The organism is Colwellia sp. Bg11-12, from assembly GCF_014076955.1.
Classification (GTDB): Bacteria; Pseudomonadota; Gammaproteobacteria; order Enterobacterales; family Alteromonadaceae; genus Colwellia_A.
Genome location: NZ_JACGUZ010000071.1, coordinates 315,333 through 337,312, shown reverse-complemented (window position 1 = coordinate 337,312; position 21,980 = coordinate 315,333). Strand labels below are relative to the sequence as shown.

The following is a 21,980-nucleotide window of genomic DNA, read 5'->3' as shown; positions in this document are numbered from 1 at the left end:
ACCTAACTACAGTATTTTATTACAAGCCATCATTATGCCTCTAAAAGTATCTTGCCCAACTTGCCAGAAAGAAGTTATCTGGCAACCAGAAAGTCAATTTCGTCCCTTTTGTTGTAAACGTTGCCAGCTAATTGATATTGGTGAATGGGCCGATGAAGGACATAAAATTTCACAGCCATTGCAAGGTGATGTTCAATTAACCGAAGAGATGCTTGATGCACTTGAAGGTGAGTTTTTACAAAGTAATAAATTTTTTGTTGAACCTGAGTAGTGACTAGTGCTTAATTTTTAATGCTTCAACAATTGCTGCATTAGCGGCAGGAAAATCTAGCTTTATTAATTCATCTAAAGTAAACCACCCTGATTGTTGCCCTTCTTGGGCAACAGGCTCTTGTTGAAAGTTGTCAACAACATAAACATCTAATCGTACTTTTTTATCACCATAGTCATGGTCGATTTCAATAAGTGGATAGCAACTAAGAATATCTATCGCAATCTCTTCCTGTAATTCTCTATGCAAAGCTTGAGCGACTGTTTCATCTTTTTCTACTTTACCACCTGGAAACTCCCATTTTCCGCCTTGATGTGCGCTATCAAGACGCTTAGTCAAAAAATACTCCTGCTCTCTAACAATAACGCCTACAGCAACATGCACAATTTTTTGCATTTTATTCCCTAAACCTTTTCAATTAAACGATTAATACCCACATTTGTTCTATCGGTACATACAAATTTACAAATACAGTGACAGATGGATATGTGCAATATATTTGGCCAAAAAAAACGCCAGTTAATAACTGGCGTTTTATCATATCAACAGACAATAACGACTATGTTAATTTACCGTGACATTGCTTATACTTTTTCTTTGAACCACAAGGGCAAGGCTCATTACGCCCAACACGAGGCATTTCTGGCTTACTTTCTACATTACTTACTGATTCATGCTTATATTCTTTAGGTACGTCTTCAGCTTTACGGTGTTGCTCTTCAACAGCTTCAACATCAGATTCTGCACGAATTTTAACTTTACTTAGAATGCTAATAACATCGTATTTTAGGCTTTCTAATAATTCACCAAACAACTCAAAAGATTCACGCTTAAACTCTTGTTTAGGGTTTTTCTGTGCATAGCCACGTAAATGTATACCTTGGCGTAAATGGTCCATCGCCGCTAAATGTTCTTTCCAATGTGAATCTAAGCTTTGAAGCATAACTGCTTTTTCAAATTGGCGAATAACATCAGCACCAACTTGTTCTTCTTTCTCAGTGTAATTAGCTTCAACTTCTGCGAGCAGTTTTTCACGTAGGGTTTCTTCGTGTAACTTACTGTCTTCTTCAAGCCATTTTGCAATAGGGAACTCTAATGATAACTCACCTTTAAAACGCTCTTCTAGACCCGAGATATCCCACATTTCTTCCATAGATTGCTGCGGAATATGCTGGTTTATAATACCTGTTATAACGTCCGTACGAATATTTTTGATCACGTCAGCAATATCAGCTTCGTCCATTAATTCATTACGCTGTTCATAAATAACTTGGCGTTGATCATTAGAAACGTCATCAAACTCAAGCAACTGTTTGCGAATATCGAAGTTACGACCTTCTACTTTACGTTGAGCATTTTCAATACTGCGAGTCACCCATGGATGTTCAATGGCTTCGCCATGTTCCATTCCTAATTTACGCATCATATTAGAAATACGCTCTGAAGCGAAAATTCGCATCAAGGCATCTTCCATTGATAAATAAAAGCGTGTTGAACCAGCATCACCTTGACGACCTGAACGACCACGTAATTGATTATCGATACGGCGAGATTCATGACGTTCAGTTGCTACTATGTGTAAACCGCCTAGCTCTAATACTTTATTGTGCTGTACTATCCATTCTTCTTTCGCTTTAGCGATGCTTTCTTTACTTTGATCTTTTAATTTAGCAACAATCGCATCAAAATTCCCACCTAATACAATATCAGTACCACGACCAGCCATATTAGTTGCTATCGTTACCGCGCCAACTTTACCTGCGTCAGCAACAATTTCAGCTTCTTGCTGGTGAAACTTAGCATTCAATACTTTATGCTTAATTTTTGCTTTCTTTAAAAAATCAGATAAAAACTCAGATGTTTCAATACTAATCGTTCCAACAAGCACAGGTTGTCCGCGTTCGACACAATCTTTAATATCTTCTAAAATCGCTTCAAATTTTTCTTCGCCGGTTAAATAGATTAAATCGGCTAAATCTTTACGGATCATCGGTTGATTCGTTGGAATAACGACGGTCTCTAAACCATAAATATGGTTAAATTCAAACGCTTCAGTATCAGCTGTACCTGTCATTCCTGATAATTTTTCGTAGATACGGAAAAAGTTTTGGAAAGTAATTGAAGCTAAGGTTTGATTTTCGTTTTGAATATTCACCCCTTCTTTTGCTTCAACGGCTTGATGTAAACCTTCAGACCATCGACGACCTTCCATTGTACGGCCCGTATGTTCATCAACAATGACGATCTCGTCATCTTTAACAATATAGTCAACATCTTTTTGGAAAAGCTTATGAGCACGTAATGCCGCCATAACATGATGCAATAATGTTATATTGGTCGCTGAAAACAAAGAATCTCCATCTTGAATAAGACCTTTCTCATTCATGATTTCTTCGATTCTTATTTGACCGTGTTCAGTTAGATAAATTTGTTTAGATTTTTCATCAATCGTGAAGTCACCTTCAACAAAGTCTTTTGATTGACCTGTATCTTTGTCTTTATCTTCTTCACTTTGTAGCACTAACGTTGGTACAACTACATTTATTTGACGATAAAGTTCAGAGCTATCTTCAGCTTGTCCCGAAATAATCAATGGTGTTCTAGCTTCATCAATAAGGATTGAATCGACTTCATCAATAACAGCAAAGTTTAATGGCTTTTGAGTGCGCTCTTCAGGCGAAAATGCCATGTTGTCACGTAAGTAGTCAAAACCAAATTCGTTGTTTGTTCCATAAGTCACATCTGAATTGTACGCGGCTTGCTTTTCAGCAGATGATAAACCAGCAATGTTGCAGCCTACCGTCATATCTAAAAATTCAAATAATGGTCGACACCAATCAGCATCTCGTGTTGCAAGGTAGTCGTTCACGGTAATTACGTGAACACCCTTACCGGTTAATGCATTGAGGTAAGAAGGAAGTGTCGCGGTAAGCGTTTTACCTTCACCCGTTCGCATCTCAGCAATTTTACCGTCATTGAGTACCATTGCACCGATCATTTGTACGTCAAAGTGACGCATACCAAAGACACGTTTACTGGCTTCACGTACGACAGCAAATGCTTCTGGTAAGATACTTGAAAGTGATTCTTCGTTGGCTAAACGCTCTTTAAATTCTGCGGTTTTTGCTTTTAGTTCTTCGTCAGACAGAGCTTCAAGTACAGGCTCTAGGGCGTTTATTTTTAAAACTTCTTTATTCATTTGTTTAATTAATCGATCATTACGACTACCAAACATTTTTGTCATTAACTTTACAAACATCTTGTTAAACCATATAGCTATTAGAAGAAACTCTTCCACTGAAAATAAGGCGACCATTGATGATCACATAAATTGTTTTTATTTTGCTTTTCTATACACGAACTTTATTGGATCTATTTGTGCATTATTGCGTAAAATTTCGTAATGGATATGAGGTCCTGTCGAGCGCCCCGTACTACCCATACGTGCAATAATTTGTCCTTTGCTTACCACTTCTCCTACTTTAACTAATAATTCTTTGTTATGACCATAACGAGTTTTTAACCCTTTACCATGATTAATCTCGATAAGCTTCCCGTATCCGTAACGATCACTTGCCCATGTAACAACCCCCGAACCGGTCGTTATTATAGCCGCACCTTCTTTACCTGCGAAGTCTAAGCCCTTATGAACTGCTGCTTTGCCACTAAAAGGGTCTTTGCGCACGCCATAATATGAAGAAAGCCAACCACCTTTTATTGGTCGACCAGACAAATAACTCGTATTTTCTATATGGTGACCCAAAGTCACAGATTCAAGCGTGGTTAGTTGATTTTCTTCATGTTGTAAACTTTCTTCTAATACTGATATTTCAATCAGCATCTCTGCCAATGTTTTTTTATGACTAGTTTGGGTTTGTAACATTGGACCACCAGAGGGTGGTAATTGTTGAAAATTAAATTCATTTTCGGGGATTGACGCTTCACTCGCTAGACGATCACCTAGTGCATTTAATCGTAATACTTGGCTTTGAAGTTCAGCAAGTTTCATGGTTAATGCTGTTAGTTGCGGTTCACTTAACTGATTTGGGTTTATTTTAGCGGGTGAATTCAGCGCAAAAGGTACCGTTTGAGGTACTTCATCAGCAGAAAAAAGTAAATGAATCACAAAACCTGAAATTAGTGCAAAAACAGCCATCGCAGATAACCAATGCAACTTATTCAGTGTCATTGAAAATCTAACGTTCTTTCCACGATATAGTAGTGTTAAACTCATATTTCTTAAATACTATTCCAAAGTAGAGTGGTTAATGGCACGGAAAACAAGAAAACCTTCAGATATGTCAGAGCTCTTTCAATCATCGAAAGGCACTTTGGCACAAATAGCGGCAAAAACCAACTCTTTAACTATCTTGTCTGACATTGTACGCCAAACATGCCCTGACCTGCCAGCAGATGTCTGGCATATTGCCAATTTTAAGCAAAATTTTTTAGTGATTGAAGTCACTTCTGCCGTTTGGAGCCAACGATTACAGTTTGAGCGAATGAATATTTGTCGAGAACTCGCTGTTGCCACTGACAATGCTTATAATCAAATTGAAATTAAAGTATCACCTTACCGTAATAAGGTTGTATATCAATCTGAAGAAAAACCTGCAGAGCCTTTACATATCTCTCAAAATACCGCGAATCAATTACTTGCGATTGCCAAAAATGCCCCTGAGAGTCTAAAGAAAAAACTAGAAAAATTAGCAAAGCACGCTGAAAAAAATTCAATACAATAATTTTTCGCTCTAGTCGTATCAAGACCACTTATTATTAAATAAAAAACCAGTCATTCGACTGGTTTTTTTGTATTCATCGTAAGAAATATTAATTAAAAAGCGGCAGCTGTCACTTCTTGATATTGAATAGGAGACGGTGTTTCGTCTTCATAAGTCACCCATTCCCAACTTTCTTTTTGTTTAAAGACTTCTCTTAACAACAAATTATTTAAGCCATGCCCAGATTTAAAGGCGTTTAACTCACCTAAAATGCTATGACCACACATATATAAGTCGCCAATGGCGTCAAGTATTTTGTGTTTAACAAATTCATCATCATAGCGCAGCTCATCTTTATTAAGCATGCGATATTCGTCAAGTACAATAGCATTTTCTAAACTGCCACCTAACGCTAAATTGTGCGAGCGAAGTAACTCGATATCACTCATAAAGCCAAAAGTTCGTGCTCGGCTAATTTCTTTAATAAATGAACAACTTGATAAATCCATGCTCATGGTCTGACAGGTTTTGGAAATAACTGGGTGCTCAAATTCAATAGCAAAGTTAATCTTAAAACCATGATGAGGTTTTAACTCTGCCCATTTGTCACCTTCTTCAACACGGACTGTTTTTTTTATGCGAATAAAACGTTTTGCTACTGCTAATGTTTTGATGCCTACCGACTGTATTAAATATACGAACGGTAATGCACTACCGTCCATAATTGGGATCTCAGGAGAATCAATCTCAACAATCAAATTGTCAATCCCTAAACCTGCGGCAGCCGATAACAAGTGCTCGACGGTGGAAATCTTGACACCTTGCTCATTGACTAAGCACGTACATAAAGTTGTCTCGCCCACAGCTTCAGGCGTTGCTGAAATTTCAACAATCGGATCTAAATCTATGCGGCGAAAAACAATACCGGTATTTGCTGGCGCAGGACGGAGAGTCAACTGCACCTTTTCACCTTTGTGCAAACCAACACCAACGGCGGTTACACTGTCTTTTAATGTACGTTGTTTAATCATAAATGCCTTATTAAGCTTTTACTAACCTTGAAATGCACCGTCCACTTTTGACGGGCGCACAATATAGCAGAAAAACATAACAAAATCAAAATATCAGCTTTTAGCTTTATTTTATTTCACACATAACTGTTCAACCAGTAATGTTCTGATAACAAGTCAATGGAATAAGAGTAGACCTGATGATCACTACTTTTATTCGCTCATTGCACAAATAAGCCTTTATATTAATCCGCTTGCTTGCGTAAAAATGCAGGAATATCTAAATAGTTTTCGATATCAGCTGCAGTTTGTACTTGTGCATTACTATCTTGCATGGTTATGGGTGCTGCATTTACTTCTGCCTGTGGGCTAGCAATATACTCTTGTCCAACAGCAATAGGTGCCATTGAAGGTGCAGGATTTACTAACGTTATATCTGGCTTGCGATCTGCCCCAATACCGGTAGCAACTACAGTTACTCGCAGTTCATTACTCATTTCAGGATCAATAACCGCACCGACAACAACGGTTGCATTTTCTGATGCAAAAGCTTTTACTGCATTACCCACTGTTTCAAATTCGTCAATACTGATGTCCATGCCAGCAGTAATGTTAACCAAAATACCACGGGCACCGGATAAGTCTACATCTTCAAGTAACGGACTAGAAATGGCAGCTTCTGCAGCTTCTTCAGCTCGGTCTTCACCTGATGCTGTACCTGAGCCCATCATTGCAGTACCCATTTCTGACATAACAGTGCGTACATCGGCAAAATCGACGTTGATTAAACCTGGACGTGTAATAAGCTCAGCAATACCCTGTACAGCGCCTAATAATACGTTGTTAGCAGCTTTAAAAGCGTCAAGTAATGACGTGCCCGGGCCTAAGACTTTTAATAGCTTTTCATTGGGAATGGTAATTAACGAGTCAACACTTTTTGACAATAACTCAATACCTTGATCCGCATAATTCATTCGCTTTTTACCTTCGAATGGGAACGGCTTAGTGACAACCGCCACTGTTAATATACCCATTTCTTTTGCTATTTCAGCAACAACTGGAGCAGCGCCCGTTCCTGTACCACCGCCCATACCCGCGGCAATAAATACCATATCAGCACCTTGTAAGGTTTCTCTGATCGTTTCTCTGTCTTCTTCAGCACTTCGACGACCAATTTCAGGATTGGCACCAGCACCTAAGCCTTTAGTGACGTCAGCGCCAAGCTGCAAAGTAACATGGGCTGCTGAATTACGTAAAGCTTGTGAATCTGTATTTGCAGTAATAAATTCAACACCTTCAATGGTTTGGCAAACCATGTGTTCAACTGCGTTACCGCCACCACCACCAACACCAATGACTTTAATTACTGCTTCTTCGTTATGATCTTCCATTAATTCAAACATTTAATACTCTCCGATTTTTATTATGTTTTGTTCCACCAAAACGCGATTTACTTATTAACTTTTACTTAGCCATAAGACTGCTATAAAAGTATCTTTAACCATTCTTCTAATAGTTACCTTGGTAAGCGTTTAAAACTCACCTTTAAACCAGGCTAAAATTCGTGAGGTAATGCTAGCAATACCTTCACTTTTATTAGCCTCTGTACTTTGTTGTTCATTTGCTTGCATACCGTAATGCAATAAACCGACAACCGTTGAATAAGTTGAATCATCAACGTATTCTTTTAAACCACTCATACCTTTAGGTTTAGCAACACGTACCGGCATTTGAAACACTTCCTCAGCGAATTCAACAACACCTTCCATTTTGGCTGTTCCACCTGTTAATACATAACCCGCCGCTATTTGATCTTCTAATCCTGCTTCACGTAATTCTTCTTGAATGAGTTCAAAAAGCTCTTGATAACGAGGCTCTACAACTTCTGCTAACGTATGACGAGACATTGAACGAGCAGGACGACCGCCAACACTTGGCACTTCGATGTTCTCTTCCATACTCACCATTTGGCGAAGCGCACAAGCGTACTGCACCTTAATTTCTTCTGCGTGGCTTAATGGCGTTCTAAATATTTTGGCAATATCACTGGTGACCTGATTACCCGCCACAGGAATAACCGCGGTATGTCTTAAAGCACCGCCAGCAAATACCGCGATGTCCATCGTGCCTGCGCCCATATCAACCACACAAATACCGAGCTCTTTTTCATCATCCGTTAATACAGCATAACTAGAGGCTAACGCTGAAAAAATCAGTTGGTCAGCTTTTACTTCACAGCGCTCGACACATTTAACAATATTTTTTGCCATATCGTTTGCGCAAGTCACAATATGAACTTTTGCCTCCATACGCACACCTGACATGCCGATAGGACTTTTTATCCCATCTTGACAGTCAATGCTGAATTCTTGTGGTAGCACATGCAACATGCGTCGTTCAGCTGAAATAGGCACAGAACGTGCGGTATGTATTACGTTATCAACATCTTCTTGAATAACTTCTTTGTCGTTAATTGGCACCATACCGTTTTCATTTTGACAACTGATATGCTTACCTGAAATGCCTAAATATACCGAACTAATTTGGCAGTCAGCCATTAATTCTGCTTCGTTGATGGCACGTTGAATTGATTGAATAACTAAATTCAAATCATTAACACCACCTTTATCCATACCACGAGCAGGCTGATTCCCAACACCTACGATGCTTAATTGATTGTCTGGTGTTATTTCACCCACAGCAACAGATATTTTCGACGTTCCTATATCTAATCCTACTACTAGGTTTCTTTCGTTTACTTTTGACATTAAAGTTAAGCTCTTTGTTTTTTCTCTGCGGTTTTCCAACCAACAGCGAGTCCAGTGTCATAACGTAAATCAACATAATCTACTTGCTGATTTTCTTTTTTTGTTTTTATTATTTGTGGATAAATATCCATAAAACGTTGTACCCGCTCAATCTTGTTTTCTCGGCCTAAATTGAGCGTTATGCCGTTATTAAGCGTTAACTGCCAAGAGTGACGCTCAGTAAGTAGCAGTTCATCAATTGATAAGTCACTAAATTTCAGTAACTTACTTAAATTAACAAAGTTATCTAATGCAAGATTTTCACTACCTTCTGGGCCAAAAAATGCAGGTAACGCAGACAGTAATCGTGATGTATCTGCTTGAAATGCTTTACCGTATTCATTGATCAGAAAATCTTCATTCCACAAAGCAATCGGCGTTTGATCAACAACATAAATTTTCAGCTCATTAGGCCATTTTTTACGTACAGAAACTGAGTACACCCAAGGTAGTTCAGCCACTTTTTGTTGTACATCGTTAACATCAACGTTAAAAAAGTTACCTAAATTGACGCTTTCAATAGCGTTTTCTATATCTTGTCTAATAGTGAATGGCATCTCGCCACCGATAACAATAGAGGTCACCGGAGTTGATTCTTCAGATGACATCTTATTATTTAAAAACCAACTGAATGAAATAATAGCGACGATCACAAGCACAAAAAATGTTACACCTAGCCAAAATGACCAATGTAATTTTTCTTGCTGCTCTGCCATTGATGCTGCCAATGACGTTTGATTATGGCTATTTTTTGTCATTATTTATTGACCAGTGGTCCTGTACTTATTTCAACTATTTTTGTTACCAGTTCACTAAAACTTAAACCATGTACTTTTGCTGATTTAGGCACAAGTGATGTTTCTGTCATGCCTGGTACCGTATTTACTTCAAGTAACTGCCATTGATTTTTATTATTTCGCATAACATCGACACGACCCCAACCTTTTGCTCCCGTTGCTTTAAATGCTTTAAGCGCTAAAGCTTGCAGTGAGTGCTCATCTTCCTCACTTAAACCCGCGGGGCAATGATATTGCGTTGTGGTTGATTGATATTTTGCTTCATAATCATAGAATTCACGGGGTGTTTCCATATGAATAGCTGGTAGAGCCTCTTCACCTAAAATAGCCACGGTATATTCCGGGCCATTGATCCATGCTTCTACTAAAATTTGTTCATCGTATTCAAAAGCTGCCGTTAGTGCTTGGTGTAACTCATTAGCGGTTTGCGCTTTAGCCATACCAATACTCGAGCCTTCGTTCGCCGGCTTAACCATCACCATACCACCGAGTGCATCAAGAATATTGTGCGCTTGAGTTTCTTGATAATCATTTTTTTCCACAATAGCAAAAGCGGCGGTAGGTAAACCATGAGCTTGAAAAATTTGCTTACTACGAATTTTGTCCATCGATAATGCCGATCCTAAAACATCAGAACCGGTATATGGAATACCCATATACTGCAAAGCACCCTGCACGCACCCATCTTCGCCACCTCGACCATGTAAGGCGATAAACACACGATCAATATTACGCGTTGTTAAATCAGTTAAACAAAAACCTTTTGTGTCAATAAGCTCAACGTCAAAACCTGCTTGTCGTAAGCCACCTGCAATGGCTTTTCCAGAATTAAGTGAAACGTCTCGTTCTGCTGAATCTCCGCCATATAAAACAGCTAATCGTTGGTCTTTAAGTGCTTTCACTTTTCAGTCCCTTTTAAGTCAACATTTAATAACGGATTTTTAATGATTTTTCGTGCAATGACGCCAATAGTTCCAGCCCCTTGTGTGATCACCATATCGCCATCTTGCAGTTGCGCGTGCAATAACTCTGCTAACTTTTCAGCATCGCTGACATAAATAGGCTCAATTTGACCACGTTGGCGAATACTTCGAGCTAAACTTTTGCTGTCAGCACTGATGATAGGTGTTTCACCAGCGGCGTAAACATCAAGTAAAAATAAGCAGTCAACTTCAGATAACACTTCAACAAAATCTTCATACAAATCACGAGTACGAGAATAACGATGCGGCTCAAAAACCATCACTAAACGCTTTTCAGGCCAGCCGTTCCTCATCGCTTTAATGGTTGCTTTGACTTCTCGAGGGTGATGTCCATAATCATCAACTAAAACCATTTCGCCTTTATCGGTTGCTAAATTAGCAAGCTGTTCGAAACGTCTACCGATACCCGCAAATTTTTCTAAAGCACTCACAATAGCTTCGTCTGCTACGCCTTCATCGGTCGCTACGGCAATACTCGCCAAGGCATTGAGCACATTATGCTCACCGGGTAAGTTTACAGACATATCTACATCAGCAAAGCCTTCACGTTGCACGGTAAAATAACTAACTCCACCATTTTGTTGAAAGTTTTTCGCGCGCACATCGGCATCTTCACTAAAGCCATAAGTGATCACTTGACGACTCATTCGCGGTAATAATTCACGCACGACTGGGTTATCAATACAAACAACCGCTAAACCGTAAAATGGCAGGTTATGTAAAAATTCAATATAAGTATCTTTAAGCTTTTCAAAATCACCTTGGTAAGTTTCCATGTGATCTTCATCAATATTGGTGATCACGGAAACCATCGGTTGAAGATGTAAAAATGACGCGTCACTTTCATCAGCTTCAGCAATTAAGTAGCGACTGGTGCCTAAACGTGCATTGGTGCCAGCACTGTTCAATAAGCCGCCAATCACAAATGTTGGATCTAAATCACCTTCAGCAAAAATACTCGCGATCAAACTTGTTGTTGTTGTTTTTCCATGAGTACCCGCAATGGCAACACCATGTCGAAAACGCATCAATTCGGCTAACATTTCAGCACGGCGTACCACTGGAATACGTAATTTTTGTGCGTTCAACAACTCTGGATTGTTAGCGTTAATTGCGGTTGAAACAACAATGACGCTAGCGCCAATAATATTATCTTCGCCATGGCCTATAGTAATCTTCGCACCTAAGGCTATTAGACGGGTAACTACTTGGTTTTCACCAATATCAGAACCGGTAATTTGATAACCTTCATTTAACAATACTTCAGCAATACCTCCCATACCTGCTCCGCCTATGCCGACAAAGTGAATACACTTTACTCGTCGCATTTCAGGCGTTTTAATCGGTGCTGTGTTATTGGCAATTTTGTTTTTCATTACATTACTCATTTGTGAACTAACTCCGCGCAAGTATTCGCAACACAATGTGTTGCATCAGCGTGAGCAGCGTCGTGTGCAGCTTTCACCATAGATCGCACGACACTGTCAGAAACAAAGAGGCTGTTAAGCATTTGCGCTAAAGCTGTTCCGTTAAATTCTTTTTGTGGTAATAATTTTGCAGCACCACGAGAGACTAAATACATCGCATTTTTTGTTTGATGGTCATCAACAGCGTGTGGAAGTGGCACAAATATCGCGGGTTTAGCCGCCATCGCTAATTCTGAAACCGTTAAGGCACCCGAACGACAAACAACGACGTCAGCCCACTGATAAGCAGCAGCCATATCTTCAATAAATTCTGTTACTTTTACTTTGTCTGCTGACAAGCCAAATTTTTTATAACTTTCAAGTACAGCCGTTTGATTATCACGACCTGTTTGATGCCAAACATCAATATTTTGTAGCTGGATCTGCTTTAATGCCTGCGGCACTGTATCGTTTAAGATTTTAGCGCCAAGGCTACCCCCCACCACTAGCACTTTTTTACTACTGCTAGGGTTTGTGGGTACAACCGGCGTTAAAGCTGTTATTTCTTTACGTAATGGGTTACCAACCACTTGAAAATCAACATTACTTGCAAAAGCATTAGGGAATGCGCTTAACACTTTTGTTGCGATCTTCGCTAAGTAGCGGTTTGTCATGCCAGCAACCGCATTTTGTTCATGTAGCACTAAAGGAATACGCATTAACCATGCAGCAAAACCGCCTGGTCCACTTGCATAACCGCCCATACCTAATACAACATCAGGCTTTATCTTACGTAAGAGCCTAATTGACTGTAAAACCGACTGTAATAATTTAAACGGTATTTTAACGCGCTCAAATAAACTTTTATTACGAATACCCGCAATATTAATAAAAGAAATGTCGAAGCCGTGTTGCGGAACAATGGTTGCTTCCATACGCTTTTCAGTACCAAGCCAATGTATCGTCCAGCCTTGTGCTTTTAGCATTTCTGCAACGGCTATACCGGGAAAAATATGTCCACCCGTACCACCAGCCATCACTAATAAAGTAGGTGATTTCTTGCTAGTTTTTTCTTCAAATCCAGTCATATTGTTCACCCTCCTTATCATGTTCTGTTTTGGGTTTTTCTGCTGCTTTATTGATCAAGTTATTTTTCTTTATTTTGCTTTTTTTTAATTTTTTCTTAGTGGTTGCCTGAATACTTTGCAAGCGGATCTCATGATCAATTCTCATTAAGATAAACACCGCCATGGTCATGATTATCATCGAGCTACCACCGTAACTTAACAACGGCATGGTTAAACCTTTCGTGGGTACTGCGCCGACACTAGCCCCGACATTAACCGCTGCTTGAAAGCTAATCCAAATACCAATAGCGTAAGCAAAAAAACCTTCAAAATATTTTTCTTTTTGAAGCGCAATTCTGCCAAGTAATAGTGCTTTAATCACTAAAAACATGCTCAATAATAAGATCACGCTTATACCAACAAAACCAAACTCTTCTGCTACAACCGCCATCACAAAATCAGTATGTGCTTCAGGTAAATACTCTAACTTTTGAATACTATTGCCTAAACCTTGTCCAAATATTTCGCCACGGCCATACGCCATTAATGACTGTGTTAATTGATAACCACTTCCAAAAGGGTCTTCCCACGGGTCTAAAAAGCCAGTAACACGCGCCCAACGATAAGGAGAAAAATAAGCGAGCGCGGATAATAAACTAATGCCAACGCCAGATACACAAGCAAATTGCCAAAGTTTAGCGCCCGCTAAAAATAGTAAGCCAAAAGTAGTCACAAACATCACAATAATGGTGCCTAAATCGGGTTGCATTAATAACAATGCGCCGAGTACACCAAAGACAATCAGTGGTTTAGCGAACCCTTTCACATTTTCCATAACTTCATCGCGGCGGCGTACTAAGTAAGCAGATAAATAGCAAAAGAAAAACAATTTTGCCGGCTCTGCCGCTTGCAGGGTGATCGGCCCAACAACAATCCAGCGTGTTGACCCATTAACGGTTCGACCAATGACTAAGACCACCATTAAAAGCAAAATCCCCACGAGCAACAAATGCCCACTGTGTTTTTGCCAAAGGCTCATCGGTATACTCATGGTAATAAAAGCGACCATAAGGCTTATACATATATAGATAAAATGACGTTCTACAAAGTGGAATGGGTCGTTAAATAATCTTTCTGCAACCGGCATTGATGAACTTGCTACCATGATTAAGCCAATCATATACATACTGATCGCGAGTAATAAGTAGCTGCGATCAAACGTCGCGCTACTCTGACTTTGCTCTATTGATAACCATTGTGGTAATTTTATATTATCGAGACGCGATAAAACGGATGTAGCCATTAGTTCACCTCTCCCAGTAATTGAGTTTTGTTCTGTGAGGCAATATTATTAACGGCGTTAACAAAAACATCACCGCGCTCAGCAAAGTTTTTAAACATATCAATGCTGGCACAAGCCGGGGAAAGTAACACGATATCGCCAGATTTAACGATATCGCGTAACGTATTCACCGCTTCTTCAATACTGATGACTTGAGTATTTTTCGTTTGAGCTTGCTTTGCTAACAAAGCAATCTCATTACCGTCTTTACCTAAGGTAAAAACGTGTTCTACATATTTCGCTATAACCGTTTGTAAAGAGGAAAAATCAGCACCTTTGCCTTCGCCACCAGCAATAACATATAAGTTATTCGTTGCGGGCATCATTGCAGCTAAGCCTTCTATTGCCGCAAGTGTTGCACCCACATTGGTTGCTTTAGAATCGTTAATCCATTGTACATTTTTATAATTTGAAACAAGCTGACAGCGATGTTCTAAGCTTTTAAATTCAACAAGATGTTTTACCATTTCGTTTATAGACCAACCTGCACAGTGTCCCAAAGCTAATACAGCCAAACAGTTCAATGCATTGTGTAAACCTGCTATTGGCAGCTTATCCACACCAATAAGCGCTGTTGAGCCAAACATACATTGTGTTTGCCCATCAATTACATCAAGTCCAAAGTGACCTTGCGTTGCGGGCCCACTTCCAAATGAAATAACATTTTGTACGTTCCCCGTAACATGAGTGCTTACATCGTCACGATTAATAACAGCTGTTTGACACTGCGGGTATATGCCCTGTTTTATTGCTTTATAATTTTCTATTGTTTTATGACGATCTAGATGATCATCACTGATATTTAATACCGCTCCTGCAATCGCTTGCATACTGCGTAACGTTTCTAATTGAAAACTAGAGAGTTCTAAAACTAAGCAGTCGAGTATTTTTTTTGATTGATCAAGAACAGGAACGCCAATGTTTCCACCTAATTCAACTTTTTTACACAGTTTTTGTCCTACAAAAGCTAATAAGGAAACGACAGTAGATTTACCATTAGACCCCGTTACCGCGAGAATGGGCGTATTATTGTTTTGACAATAAAGCTCAACGTCACCCGCGACAATGGTCTTTTCATTTATTGCACCAGCGATATCGGCAATATGGGTATCAATACCTGGGCTAACCAATAGAATATCGGCTGAAGCGATAAGCGCTTTATCCCACCGACCTAAAATTAATGGTATTGATGGAAAATCTTGTTTAAAAACATCAACATTTAACGCGTTTTTACGACTGTCATTTACCGAGCATGTTAGGCCATTTTCTATTAAATAACGCACACAAGACAACCCTGTTAATCCTGCACCGAGGACAACAATTTTTTTGGCTGTTAACTGCGCGATTGCTAGCGGAGCTTGTGAGGTTTTTTGTGTCATTTTATACTTTTATACCTGTATTTTTTCGCTTAATTAATAATAATTAACGAAGTTTTAATGTTGCTAAACCAATGAGTACTAACACTAACGAGATGATCCAAAAACGGACAATAACTCTAGGCTCTGGCCAGCCTTTTAATTCGTAATGATGGTGAATAGGCGCCATACGGAAAATACGTTGACCACGTAATTTGTATGATCCAACCTGTAAAATTACCGACACCGTTTCCATCACAAAAACACCACCCATAATGAACAAGACTAATTCTTGACGAACTAAAACTGCGATAACACCTAAGGCAGCGCCCAATGCTAAAGAGCCAACATCGCCCATAAAAACTTGTGCTGGATAAGTGTTAAACCAAAGAAAACCTAAACCTGCACCAACAATAGCGGTACAAACAACAACGAGTTCACTCGCCATGGCTATATGAGGTATATGTAAATATTCAGAGAAATTTGCATGCCCTGTCATGTAAGCAAATATCGCAAATGCACCGGCAACCATTATTGTTGGCACTATCGCTAAGCCATCTAAACCGTCGGTTAAATTAACCGCGTTACTTGTACCTACAATGACAAAATAGGTCATCCCCACATAGAAAATACCCAGTTGAGGTAACACATCTTTGACGAACGGAATAAGTAAACTCGTTTCTTCTGGACTTTGCGCAAGAGAATATAAAAACAATGCGGTCGCTAAACCCGCGACAGTTTGCCAAAAATATTTCCAGCGAGCGATTAAGCCATTGGCGTCTTTTCGAATAACTTTTCTGTAATCATCAACAAAACCAATAATGCCAAAGCTGGTGATAACAAAAAGCACGACCCAAACATAGGTATTACTTAAGTCTGCCCATAACAAAACACTGACGATAATCGCCGCTAAAATTAAAATCCCGCCCATGGTCGGCGTACCCGTTTTGACCAAATGGCTTTGCGGACCATCGTCACGAACCACTTGACCCACTTGCATATTTTGTAAATAACGAATCAGTTTAGGGCCAAAGTATAAAGAAATAATTAACGCCGTTAAGGTACTGACAATGGCACGAAACGTTAGATATGAAAAAACATTAAAAAAACTGTAATACTGTGTTAAATATTCACTTAGCCAAACTAGCATGAACTTTTCTCCGATGAATTATGTTCTAAAGTTGACGAAGAGAGATCTGCCTTTTTACGCCAGTTAATAATATCTTGCACTACATTTTCCATACGGGCGCTACGTGAACCTTTAACTAAAATAGAGATCGCTTGTTGTTCATTTTCCAACAAGGAAATTAAGCAACGCATTAATGGTGTTCTTTCACTGAAATGGTGTCCCTGAAAAGCATCTGCTGAGCTTTGGCTCAACACACCAATGGTGAGTAATTCATCAATTTTACAGTGTTTAGCATACTCGCCCACTTCTTGATGATAACCACGCGCTTGCGCGCCTAATTCACCCATGTCACCCAAAATAAGGATGCGACGACCAGAATAGCTTGCCAGTAAGTCAGTGGCGGCTTTTATTGATTCAACATTCGCATTGTAAGTGTCATCAATTAATTTAAACGTTGGTGTTAACTGATGTAAGTTCAATCGTCCTTTCACTGACAACATTTCTGCCAGACCCAAACGAATATCATCAAGGCTTGCACCAAATTCTAAAGCAATGGTTGCTGCCGCTAAGGCATTACAAACATTGTGTTTACCGGGCACTGTTAATTCAATAAACGTATTGCCGCAATAGGTATGTAAAGTGAAGCTTGCACAACCGTTATCGTCGAGCACTGCATCACTAGAAAAGCAGTCAGCCGTTTGTTCGCAGGAGAATGTTCTTACCTTTTTATCGGTTAAGCGCCATTGCCATTTATTAGCTAATTTACAATCTTGATTATAAAGTGCCACGCCATTGCTGCTTAGCCCTTCAAAAATTTCACCTTTAGCGCGCGCAACACCGCATAAATCGCCAAAACCTTCTAAATGAGCCGCAGCAATATTATTAATAATGGCGACATCAGGCTTCACTAATGCTGTGGTATAAGCTATTTCGCCCATGTGATTTGCGCCTAATTCAACGACGGCAAAGTCATGTTGTGGTTCAAGGCGAAGTAACGTTAGTGGCACGCCAATATCATTATTAAAATTACCGTTTGTTGCTAATACGTTGCCTAGACGCGACAAAATAGCTGCGACCATTTCTTTAACTGTGGTTTTACCGCTACTACCAGTGATAGCAACCGTTTTAGGGGCAACTTTTTCTTTTACATAAGCCGCTATTTTACCTAATGCTATATGGGTATCGCTTACAATAATTTGAGGGATGTCAATTTCACATTGATGATCAACAATAGCGGCTTCACAGCCGAGTAAAATGACCTGTTCAAGAAAGCGGTGAGCATCGAAATTAGGTCCTTTTAATGCAAGGAACAATTCACCTTTAACTAAAGCTCGGCTATCAGTATTGATACTATCAATAGTAATATCTTTTCCAACAAGTTTGCCATCAACGGCCAGCGCTATTTCAGCTAAGCATAATGGGATCATAAAATAGCTCCGACAATTTCATTTTTTTGTTGGTAACGTTCATAAATTGATTTGATAAATTCACGTTCGTTATAGTTAATTTTTTCTTTACCCACAACGATATACTCTTCATGGCCTTTACCGGCAAGCAAGACCATGTCGTCAGCTTTAGCTTTTGCTAATGTGGCTACAATAGCCAATTCACGGTCGAGTAAAACGGTAACATCCTCAGGTTTAATACAACCTGCAAGCATATCAACGACAATATCTTCAGCTTGTTCTGTTCTTGGGTTATCAGTAGTAAATACGAGATGGTCAGCACAATTTTCCGCGGCTTGCGCCATCAGTGGCCGTTTACCTTTGTCTCGGTCACCACCGCAGCCAAAAACCACCCATAAATCGCCGATACAATGATGACGACAAGCATCTAATGCGCTTTTTAAAGCATCAGGCGTATGTGCATAGTCAACGATAGTGGTCGCCTTTTCATGGGCTTTGAAGGTTTCCATACGTCCAATAATGGGGGTTAACGATTTAACCGCAACGGCTATATCACTTAATAAGATATTTTTGCTCATTAAAACAGCGATAGCAGCAAGTAAATTTTCAATATTGAAATCGCCAATTAATACACTTTCAATTTTTTGTTCGCCCAGATGCGTATTCAGTGTGAATTTAACACCACTCGCATCCGTTTTAATATTGCAAGCTTGTGCATAAGCTGAAAATTTCGAAATAGCTAACGATTTACCATAAACAATAGTGGTTTGCTTATTTGGCCAATGCGCTAACCAATGTTGAGCTTGCTCGTCATCACCGTTTATAATCGCTATTTGCGCAGCATCATGGCTAAAAATTTTGTATTTAGCGTTAGCATAGTTAGCCATTGTTTTATGGTAATCAAGATGATCGCGTGACAAGTTAGTAAATACCGCAATATCGAGTAAGTTGGCCATAACACGTTGCTGTTCAAGCGCATGAGAAGATATTTCCATAGCCACATTTTTGCAATGGTCAGCCGAAAACTCAGCCATTAACTGATGCAACTGTGTCGCAGCTGGTGTAGTGTTCTCAACTGCTTGTAGTGATTCAATTTGTCCAGCGCCATTAGTACCTATAACAGCCGTTCTTTGTTGGCAGCTCGCTAATAATTTTGAAATTATTTGACTGGTACTGGTTTTGCCATTCGTGCCAGTAATACCTATCACTGTCATCGTTTGTTGTGGATTTTGATAATAAGCTTTTGAGAAAGCAAAAAGTTGTTCATTAAGCTTATAAAAATAGACTTGTGGTATTTTTTTGTCTGAGTCTGCTTTGGTTAGATAAACAATCTGACCATGCTGCGCTGCATCTGTGCATTCAGCGATAACGAAAGCACCCTCTAATGAGACGGCTTTAGCAATGTAATCATTGCCATTTTGCTGACTTCCTATCACCGCACAAAACACGTCGCCTGCTTTTAATTTACGCGTGTCGTTAACTAAATCGCCCAAGCTAAGAGGAAAGTCTGCTTGTTCTGCCAACCGTTCTGTCGGTAAATTAAACGCCTTTAAAACATCAAAAAAATTCGTTTGGCTCAATGAAAAAGTAAAATCAGGCATCTGCTTGCTCCTGTTTCGCTTTCGCTACCGGTTTACCTTTACTTTCTATCGGTCTATTTTCAGCAACACTTTTTGCGTCAGGTGCAATATTCAATACCCGTAGTGCGCCCTTCATGACTCTTGAAAAGACAGGAGAAGCGACTTCACCGCCGTGGTATAAATCACCGCCAGGTTCATTGATCACCACCACAACAACAATAGCGGGATCAGAAATAGGCGCCATACCCGCAAAGAGTCCAACGTACTCATTACCGTAACCACCCGCAAAAGCTTTAATAGCAGTGCCAGTTTTACCACCAACACGATAACCTTCTACTTTAGCATTTGAAGTATGTTCATCAACAACGTGCTCTAGCATCCCTACAACTTCTTGACTAGATTGCTGCGAGAAAACACGTACATCACGTAGCGGTATAGTATCAAGGGTACCTTGCTTAATAATAGTCAGTGGTTTTTTAATACCGCCATTAGCTAATGTTGAATAAAACCTTGCCAGTTGTATAGGAGTAACAGCAACCCCATGCCCCCATGACAAAGTGGCTAGTTCAAATTCAGACCAACGATGGCGATTATGCATAATACCAGAGCTTTCACCGACTAAGCCCACGCCAGTTTGTTCGCCAAACCCCGCATCAAAAAACTTATTAAGTAAAAATTCTTTTGGTACAGAAAGGGCTAACTTAGTGGTACCCATATTTGATGAATGCACTAAAATATCAGTAACACTTAGTTTTCCACGGTTAATCGGATCACCTACACGACGTCCGCCTAAGCGCATCCAACCTGGACTGGTATCAATAATGCTATCCGCTTTAACTGAGCCAAACTCTAATGCAGTTAATGCGGTTAATGGTTTTAAAGTAGAGCCTGGCTCATAAAAATCGGTAATCGCTCGGTTTCGAAAACGATGAATTGCCGTATTTCGGCGATTATTAGGATTATAAGACGGGCTATTAACCAATGCTAAAATTTCGCCCGTATGAACATTCGTAACAACAACTGAACCTGACGATGCTTTAAATGCTTTAACGGCACCTTTCAATTCTTTGTAAGCAATCGCTTGTATTCGTTGGTCAATACTTAATACGATATCTTTAGGCTGAGTAGATGCTTGTTCAGAAAGAATTTCTATTTTGCGACCTTTCGCATCTTTACGGTATTGTTTTTCACCATCAGTACCGGTGAGCAATTGATCATAAACACGTTCAACGCCCTCAATACCTTTATCATCAACGTTGGTAAAGCCAACAACATGAGCGCTAATTTCTCCTGACGGATAAAAGCGTTTTGATTCTTTACGTAAATGAATGCCAGGTATTTTAAGTTCTTTGATATATTTAGCCATAGCGGGCGACACTTTACGTTCAACGTAAACAAATCGTTTGCTTGGATTTTTAATGATCCGTTCAGTCAATTTATTTACATTACGCCCTAAAACATCAGCAAGTGCTTGCCAATGCTCTTTCATTGCGAGGGCATTATTTTCCATAACTATTTTAGGATCAGCCCAAACAGTTTCAACAGGTACACTTATTGCTAGTTCACGGCCATTGCGATCGACAATTGAACCTCGTTGTACCGTATGAGCTGTAGTGCGTAATGAGCGCATATCCCCTTGTTTTTTCAACATGTCAGGTTCAATGATTTGGATATATGCACTACGGGCCAGTAAACCGGCATAGACAAACACAATTAGGCCTAGCACCACGTAAAAACGCCATGCCACCGAAATTTGCTGTTTGTCTGGTTGTTTCTTCACTAACTTGCTCATTATAGTTGAATGATGACTTCCGAATTAATGTTCGGTCTTTTCATCTGTAATAACTTACCTGCTTTGCTTTCTATCGTGCTGTGCTCAGCTAGGCTGTTTTGCTCTAATAATAAATTCCGCCATTCAATATCTAATTCATCTCGTTCTGTTAATAATATTTCCAAACCACTGGTGGTTTGGCGGTTTAAATGGGTAAAGTAAATCACCGAAAATGCTGACATTACGACCATTAGTAACAACAAATATGTAAGTATATGTCGCTGAATGTCATACCAAATATCAAGTGGCAGTGCCATTTTCGAGTTTGCCATATC

At 39.6% G+C, this 21,980-nt stretch carries 19 protein-coding genes; 2 read left to right on the top strand and 17 right to left on the bottom strand.

Features of this window, described 5'->3' with window-relative positions; translation table 11 throughout:
* Positions 1-34: 34 nt before the first annotated feature.
* Complete coding sequence (yacG, locus tag H4J39_RS10455; protein WP_182177102.1) at positions 35-271, top strand: DNA gyrase inhibitor YacG; 237 nt, start codon at positions 35-37, stop codon at positions 269-271.
* A 3-nt stretch (positions 272-274) separates the two neighbouring features.
* Here yacG and mutT read toward each other — a convergent pair whose 3' ends face one another.
* From mutT to H4J39_RS10440, 3 genes are all read right to left on the bottom strand, one after another.
* Positions 275-667 (bottom strand): 8-oxo-dGTP diphosphatase MutT, encoded by a 393-nt coding sequence (gene mutT / locus H4J39_RS10450; RefSeq protein WP_182228039.1) that lies wholly within the window; start codon positions 665-667, stop codon positions 275-277.
* Between the two features lie 163 nt (positions 668-830).
* The gene (secA, locus tag H4J39_RS10445; protein WP_182228022.1) at positions 831-3,530 is read right to left on the bottom strand and encodes a preprotein translocase subunit SecA; all 2,700 of its coding nucleotides are present in this window, start codon (positions 3,528-3,530) and stop codon (positions 831-833) included.
* A gap of 78 nt (positions 3,531-3,608) precedes the next feature.
* Positions 3,609-4,460, bottom strand: a complete 852-nt coding sequence (locus H4J39_RS10440) for a M23 family metallopeptidase (protein WP_259368808.1) — start codon at positions 4,458-4,460, stop codon at positions 3,609-3,611.
* A 79-nt stretch (positions 4,461-4,539) separates the two neighbouring features.
* On the opposite strand from H4J39_RS10440, the gene H4J39_RS10435 reads away from it, so the two are divergent.
* Complete coding sequence (locus H4J39_RS10435; protein ID WP_182228018.1) at positions 4,540-5,013, top strand: DUF721 domain-containing protein; 474 nt, start codon at positions 4,540-4,542, stop codon at positions 5,011-5,013.
* 92 nt (positions 5,014-5,105) lie between these two features.
* Here the strand turns inward: H4J39_RS10435 and lpxC are convergent, their stop codons facing one another.
* From lpxC to ftsL, 14 genes are all read right to left on the bottom strand, one after another.
* Positions 5,106-6,023 (bottom strand): UDP-3-O-acyl-N-acetylglucosamine deacetylase, encoded by a 918-nt coding sequence (gene lpxC / locus H4J39_RS10430; protein WP_182177107.1) that lies wholly within the window; start codon positions 6,021-6,023, stop codon positions 5,106-5,108.
* A 224-nt stretch (positions 6,024-6,247) separates the two neighbouring features.
* Complete coding sequence (ftsZ, locus tag H4J39_RS10425) at positions 6,248-7,405, bottom strand: cell division protein FtsZ (RefSeq protein WP_182228016.1); 1,158 nt, start codon at positions 7,403-7,405, stop codon at positions 6,248-6,250.
* A gap of 129 nt (positions 7,406-7,534) precedes the next feature.
* On the bottom strand, positions 7,535-8,770 hold the full coding sequence (gene ftsA, locus H4J39_RS10420; RefSeq protein ID WP_182228014.1) for a cell division protein FtsA: 1,236 nt from the start codon (positions 8,768-8,770) through the stop codon (positions 7,535-7,537).
* Positions 8,771-8,775: 5 nt separating this feature from the next.
* Positions 8,776-9,567: a cell division protein FtsQ/DivIB gene (locus H4J39_RS10415; protein WP_259368807.1), complete on the bottom strand. Its 792-nt coding sequence runs from the start codon at positions 9,565-9,567 to the stop codon at positions 8,776-8,778.
* Positions 9,567-10,508, bottom strand: coding sequence for a D-alanine--D-alanine ligase (locus tag H4J39_RS10410; protein ID WP_182228012.1), 942 nt, complete (start codon positions 10,506-10,508; stop codon positions 9,567-9,569). Before H4J39_RS10410 ends, H4J39_RS10415 begins: the two co-directional genes overlap by 1 nt.
* Complete coding sequence (gene murC, locus H4J39_RS10405) at positions 10,505-11,965, bottom strand: UDP-N-acetylmuramate--L-alanine ligase (protein ID WP_182228010.1); 1,461 nt, start codon at positions 11,963-11,965, stop codon at positions 10,505-10,507. The genes H4J39_RS10410 and murC overlap by 4 nt, the downstream gene beginning before the upstream one ends.
* An 8-nt stretch (positions 11,966-11,973) precedes the next feature.
* A complete protein-coding gene (murG, locus tag H4J39_RS10400) occupies positions 11,974-13,083 on the bottom strand; it encodes an undecaprenyldiphospho-muramoylpentapeptide beta-N-acetylglucosaminyltransferase (protein WP_182228008.1) in 1,110 nt (369 codons plus the stop codon).
* Complete coding sequence (gene ftsW / locus H4J39_RS10395; RefSeq protein ID WP_182228006.1) at positions 13,070-14,365, bottom strand: cell division protein FtsW; 1,296 nt, start codon at positions 14,363-14,365, stop codon at positions 13,070-13,072. The genes murG and ftsW overlap by 14 nt, the downstream gene beginning before the upstream one ends.
* On the bottom strand, positions 14,365-15,783 hold the full coding sequence (gene murD / locus H4J39_RS10390) for a UDP-N-acetylmuramoyl-L-alanine--D-glutamate ligase (protein WP_220462175.1): 1,419 nt from the start codon (positions 15,781-15,783) through the stop codon (positions 14,365-14,367). The genes ftsW and murD overlap by 1 nt, the downstream gene beginning before the upstream one ends.
* A gap of 43 nt (positions 15,784-15,826) precedes the next feature.
* Positions 15,827-16,909 carry a phospho-N-acetylmuramoyl-pentapeptide-transferase gene (mraY, locus tag H4J39_RS10385; RefSeq protein WP_182228004.1) on the bottom strand — a complete coding sequence of 361 codons (1,083 nt, stop codon included), beginning with the start codon at positions 16,907-16,909 and terminating at the stop codon, positions 15,827-15,829.
* Positions 16,903-18,315, bottom strand: coding sequence for a UDP-N-acetylmuramoyl-tripeptide--D-alanyl-D-alanine ligase (gene murF / locus H4J39_RS10380; protein WP_182228002.1), 1,413 nt, complete (start codon positions 18,313-18,315; stop codon positions 16,903-16,905). Before murF ends, mraY begins: the two co-directional genes overlap by 7 nt.
* Positions 18,312-19,895: a UDP-N-acetylmuramoyl-L-alanyl-D-glutamate--2,6-diaminopimelate ligase gene (locus H4J39_RS10375; protein ID WP_182228000.1), complete on the bottom strand. Its 1,584-nt coding sequence runs from the start codon at positions 19,893-19,895 to the stop codon at positions 18,312-18,314. Before H4J39_RS10375 ends, murF begins: the two co-directional genes overlap by 4 nt.
* Positions 19,888-21,666 (bottom strand): penicillin-binding protein 2, encoded by a 1,779-nt coding sequence (locus H4J39_RS10370; RefSeq protein ID WP_182227999.1) that lies wholly within the window; start codon positions 21,664-21,666, stop codon positions 19,888-19,890. Before H4J39_RS10370 ends, H4J39_RS10375 begins: the two co-directional genes overlap by 8 nt.
* Complete coding sequence (gene ftsL, locus H4J39_RS10365) at positions 21,666-21,977, bottom strand: cell division protein FtsL (protein ID WP_259368806.1); 312 nt, start codon at positions 21,975-21,977, stop codon at positions 21,666-21,668. The genes H4J39_RS10370 and ftsL overlap by 1 nt, the downstream gene beginning before the upstream one ends.
* Between the last annotated feature and the right edge of the window lie 3 nt (positions 21,978-21,980).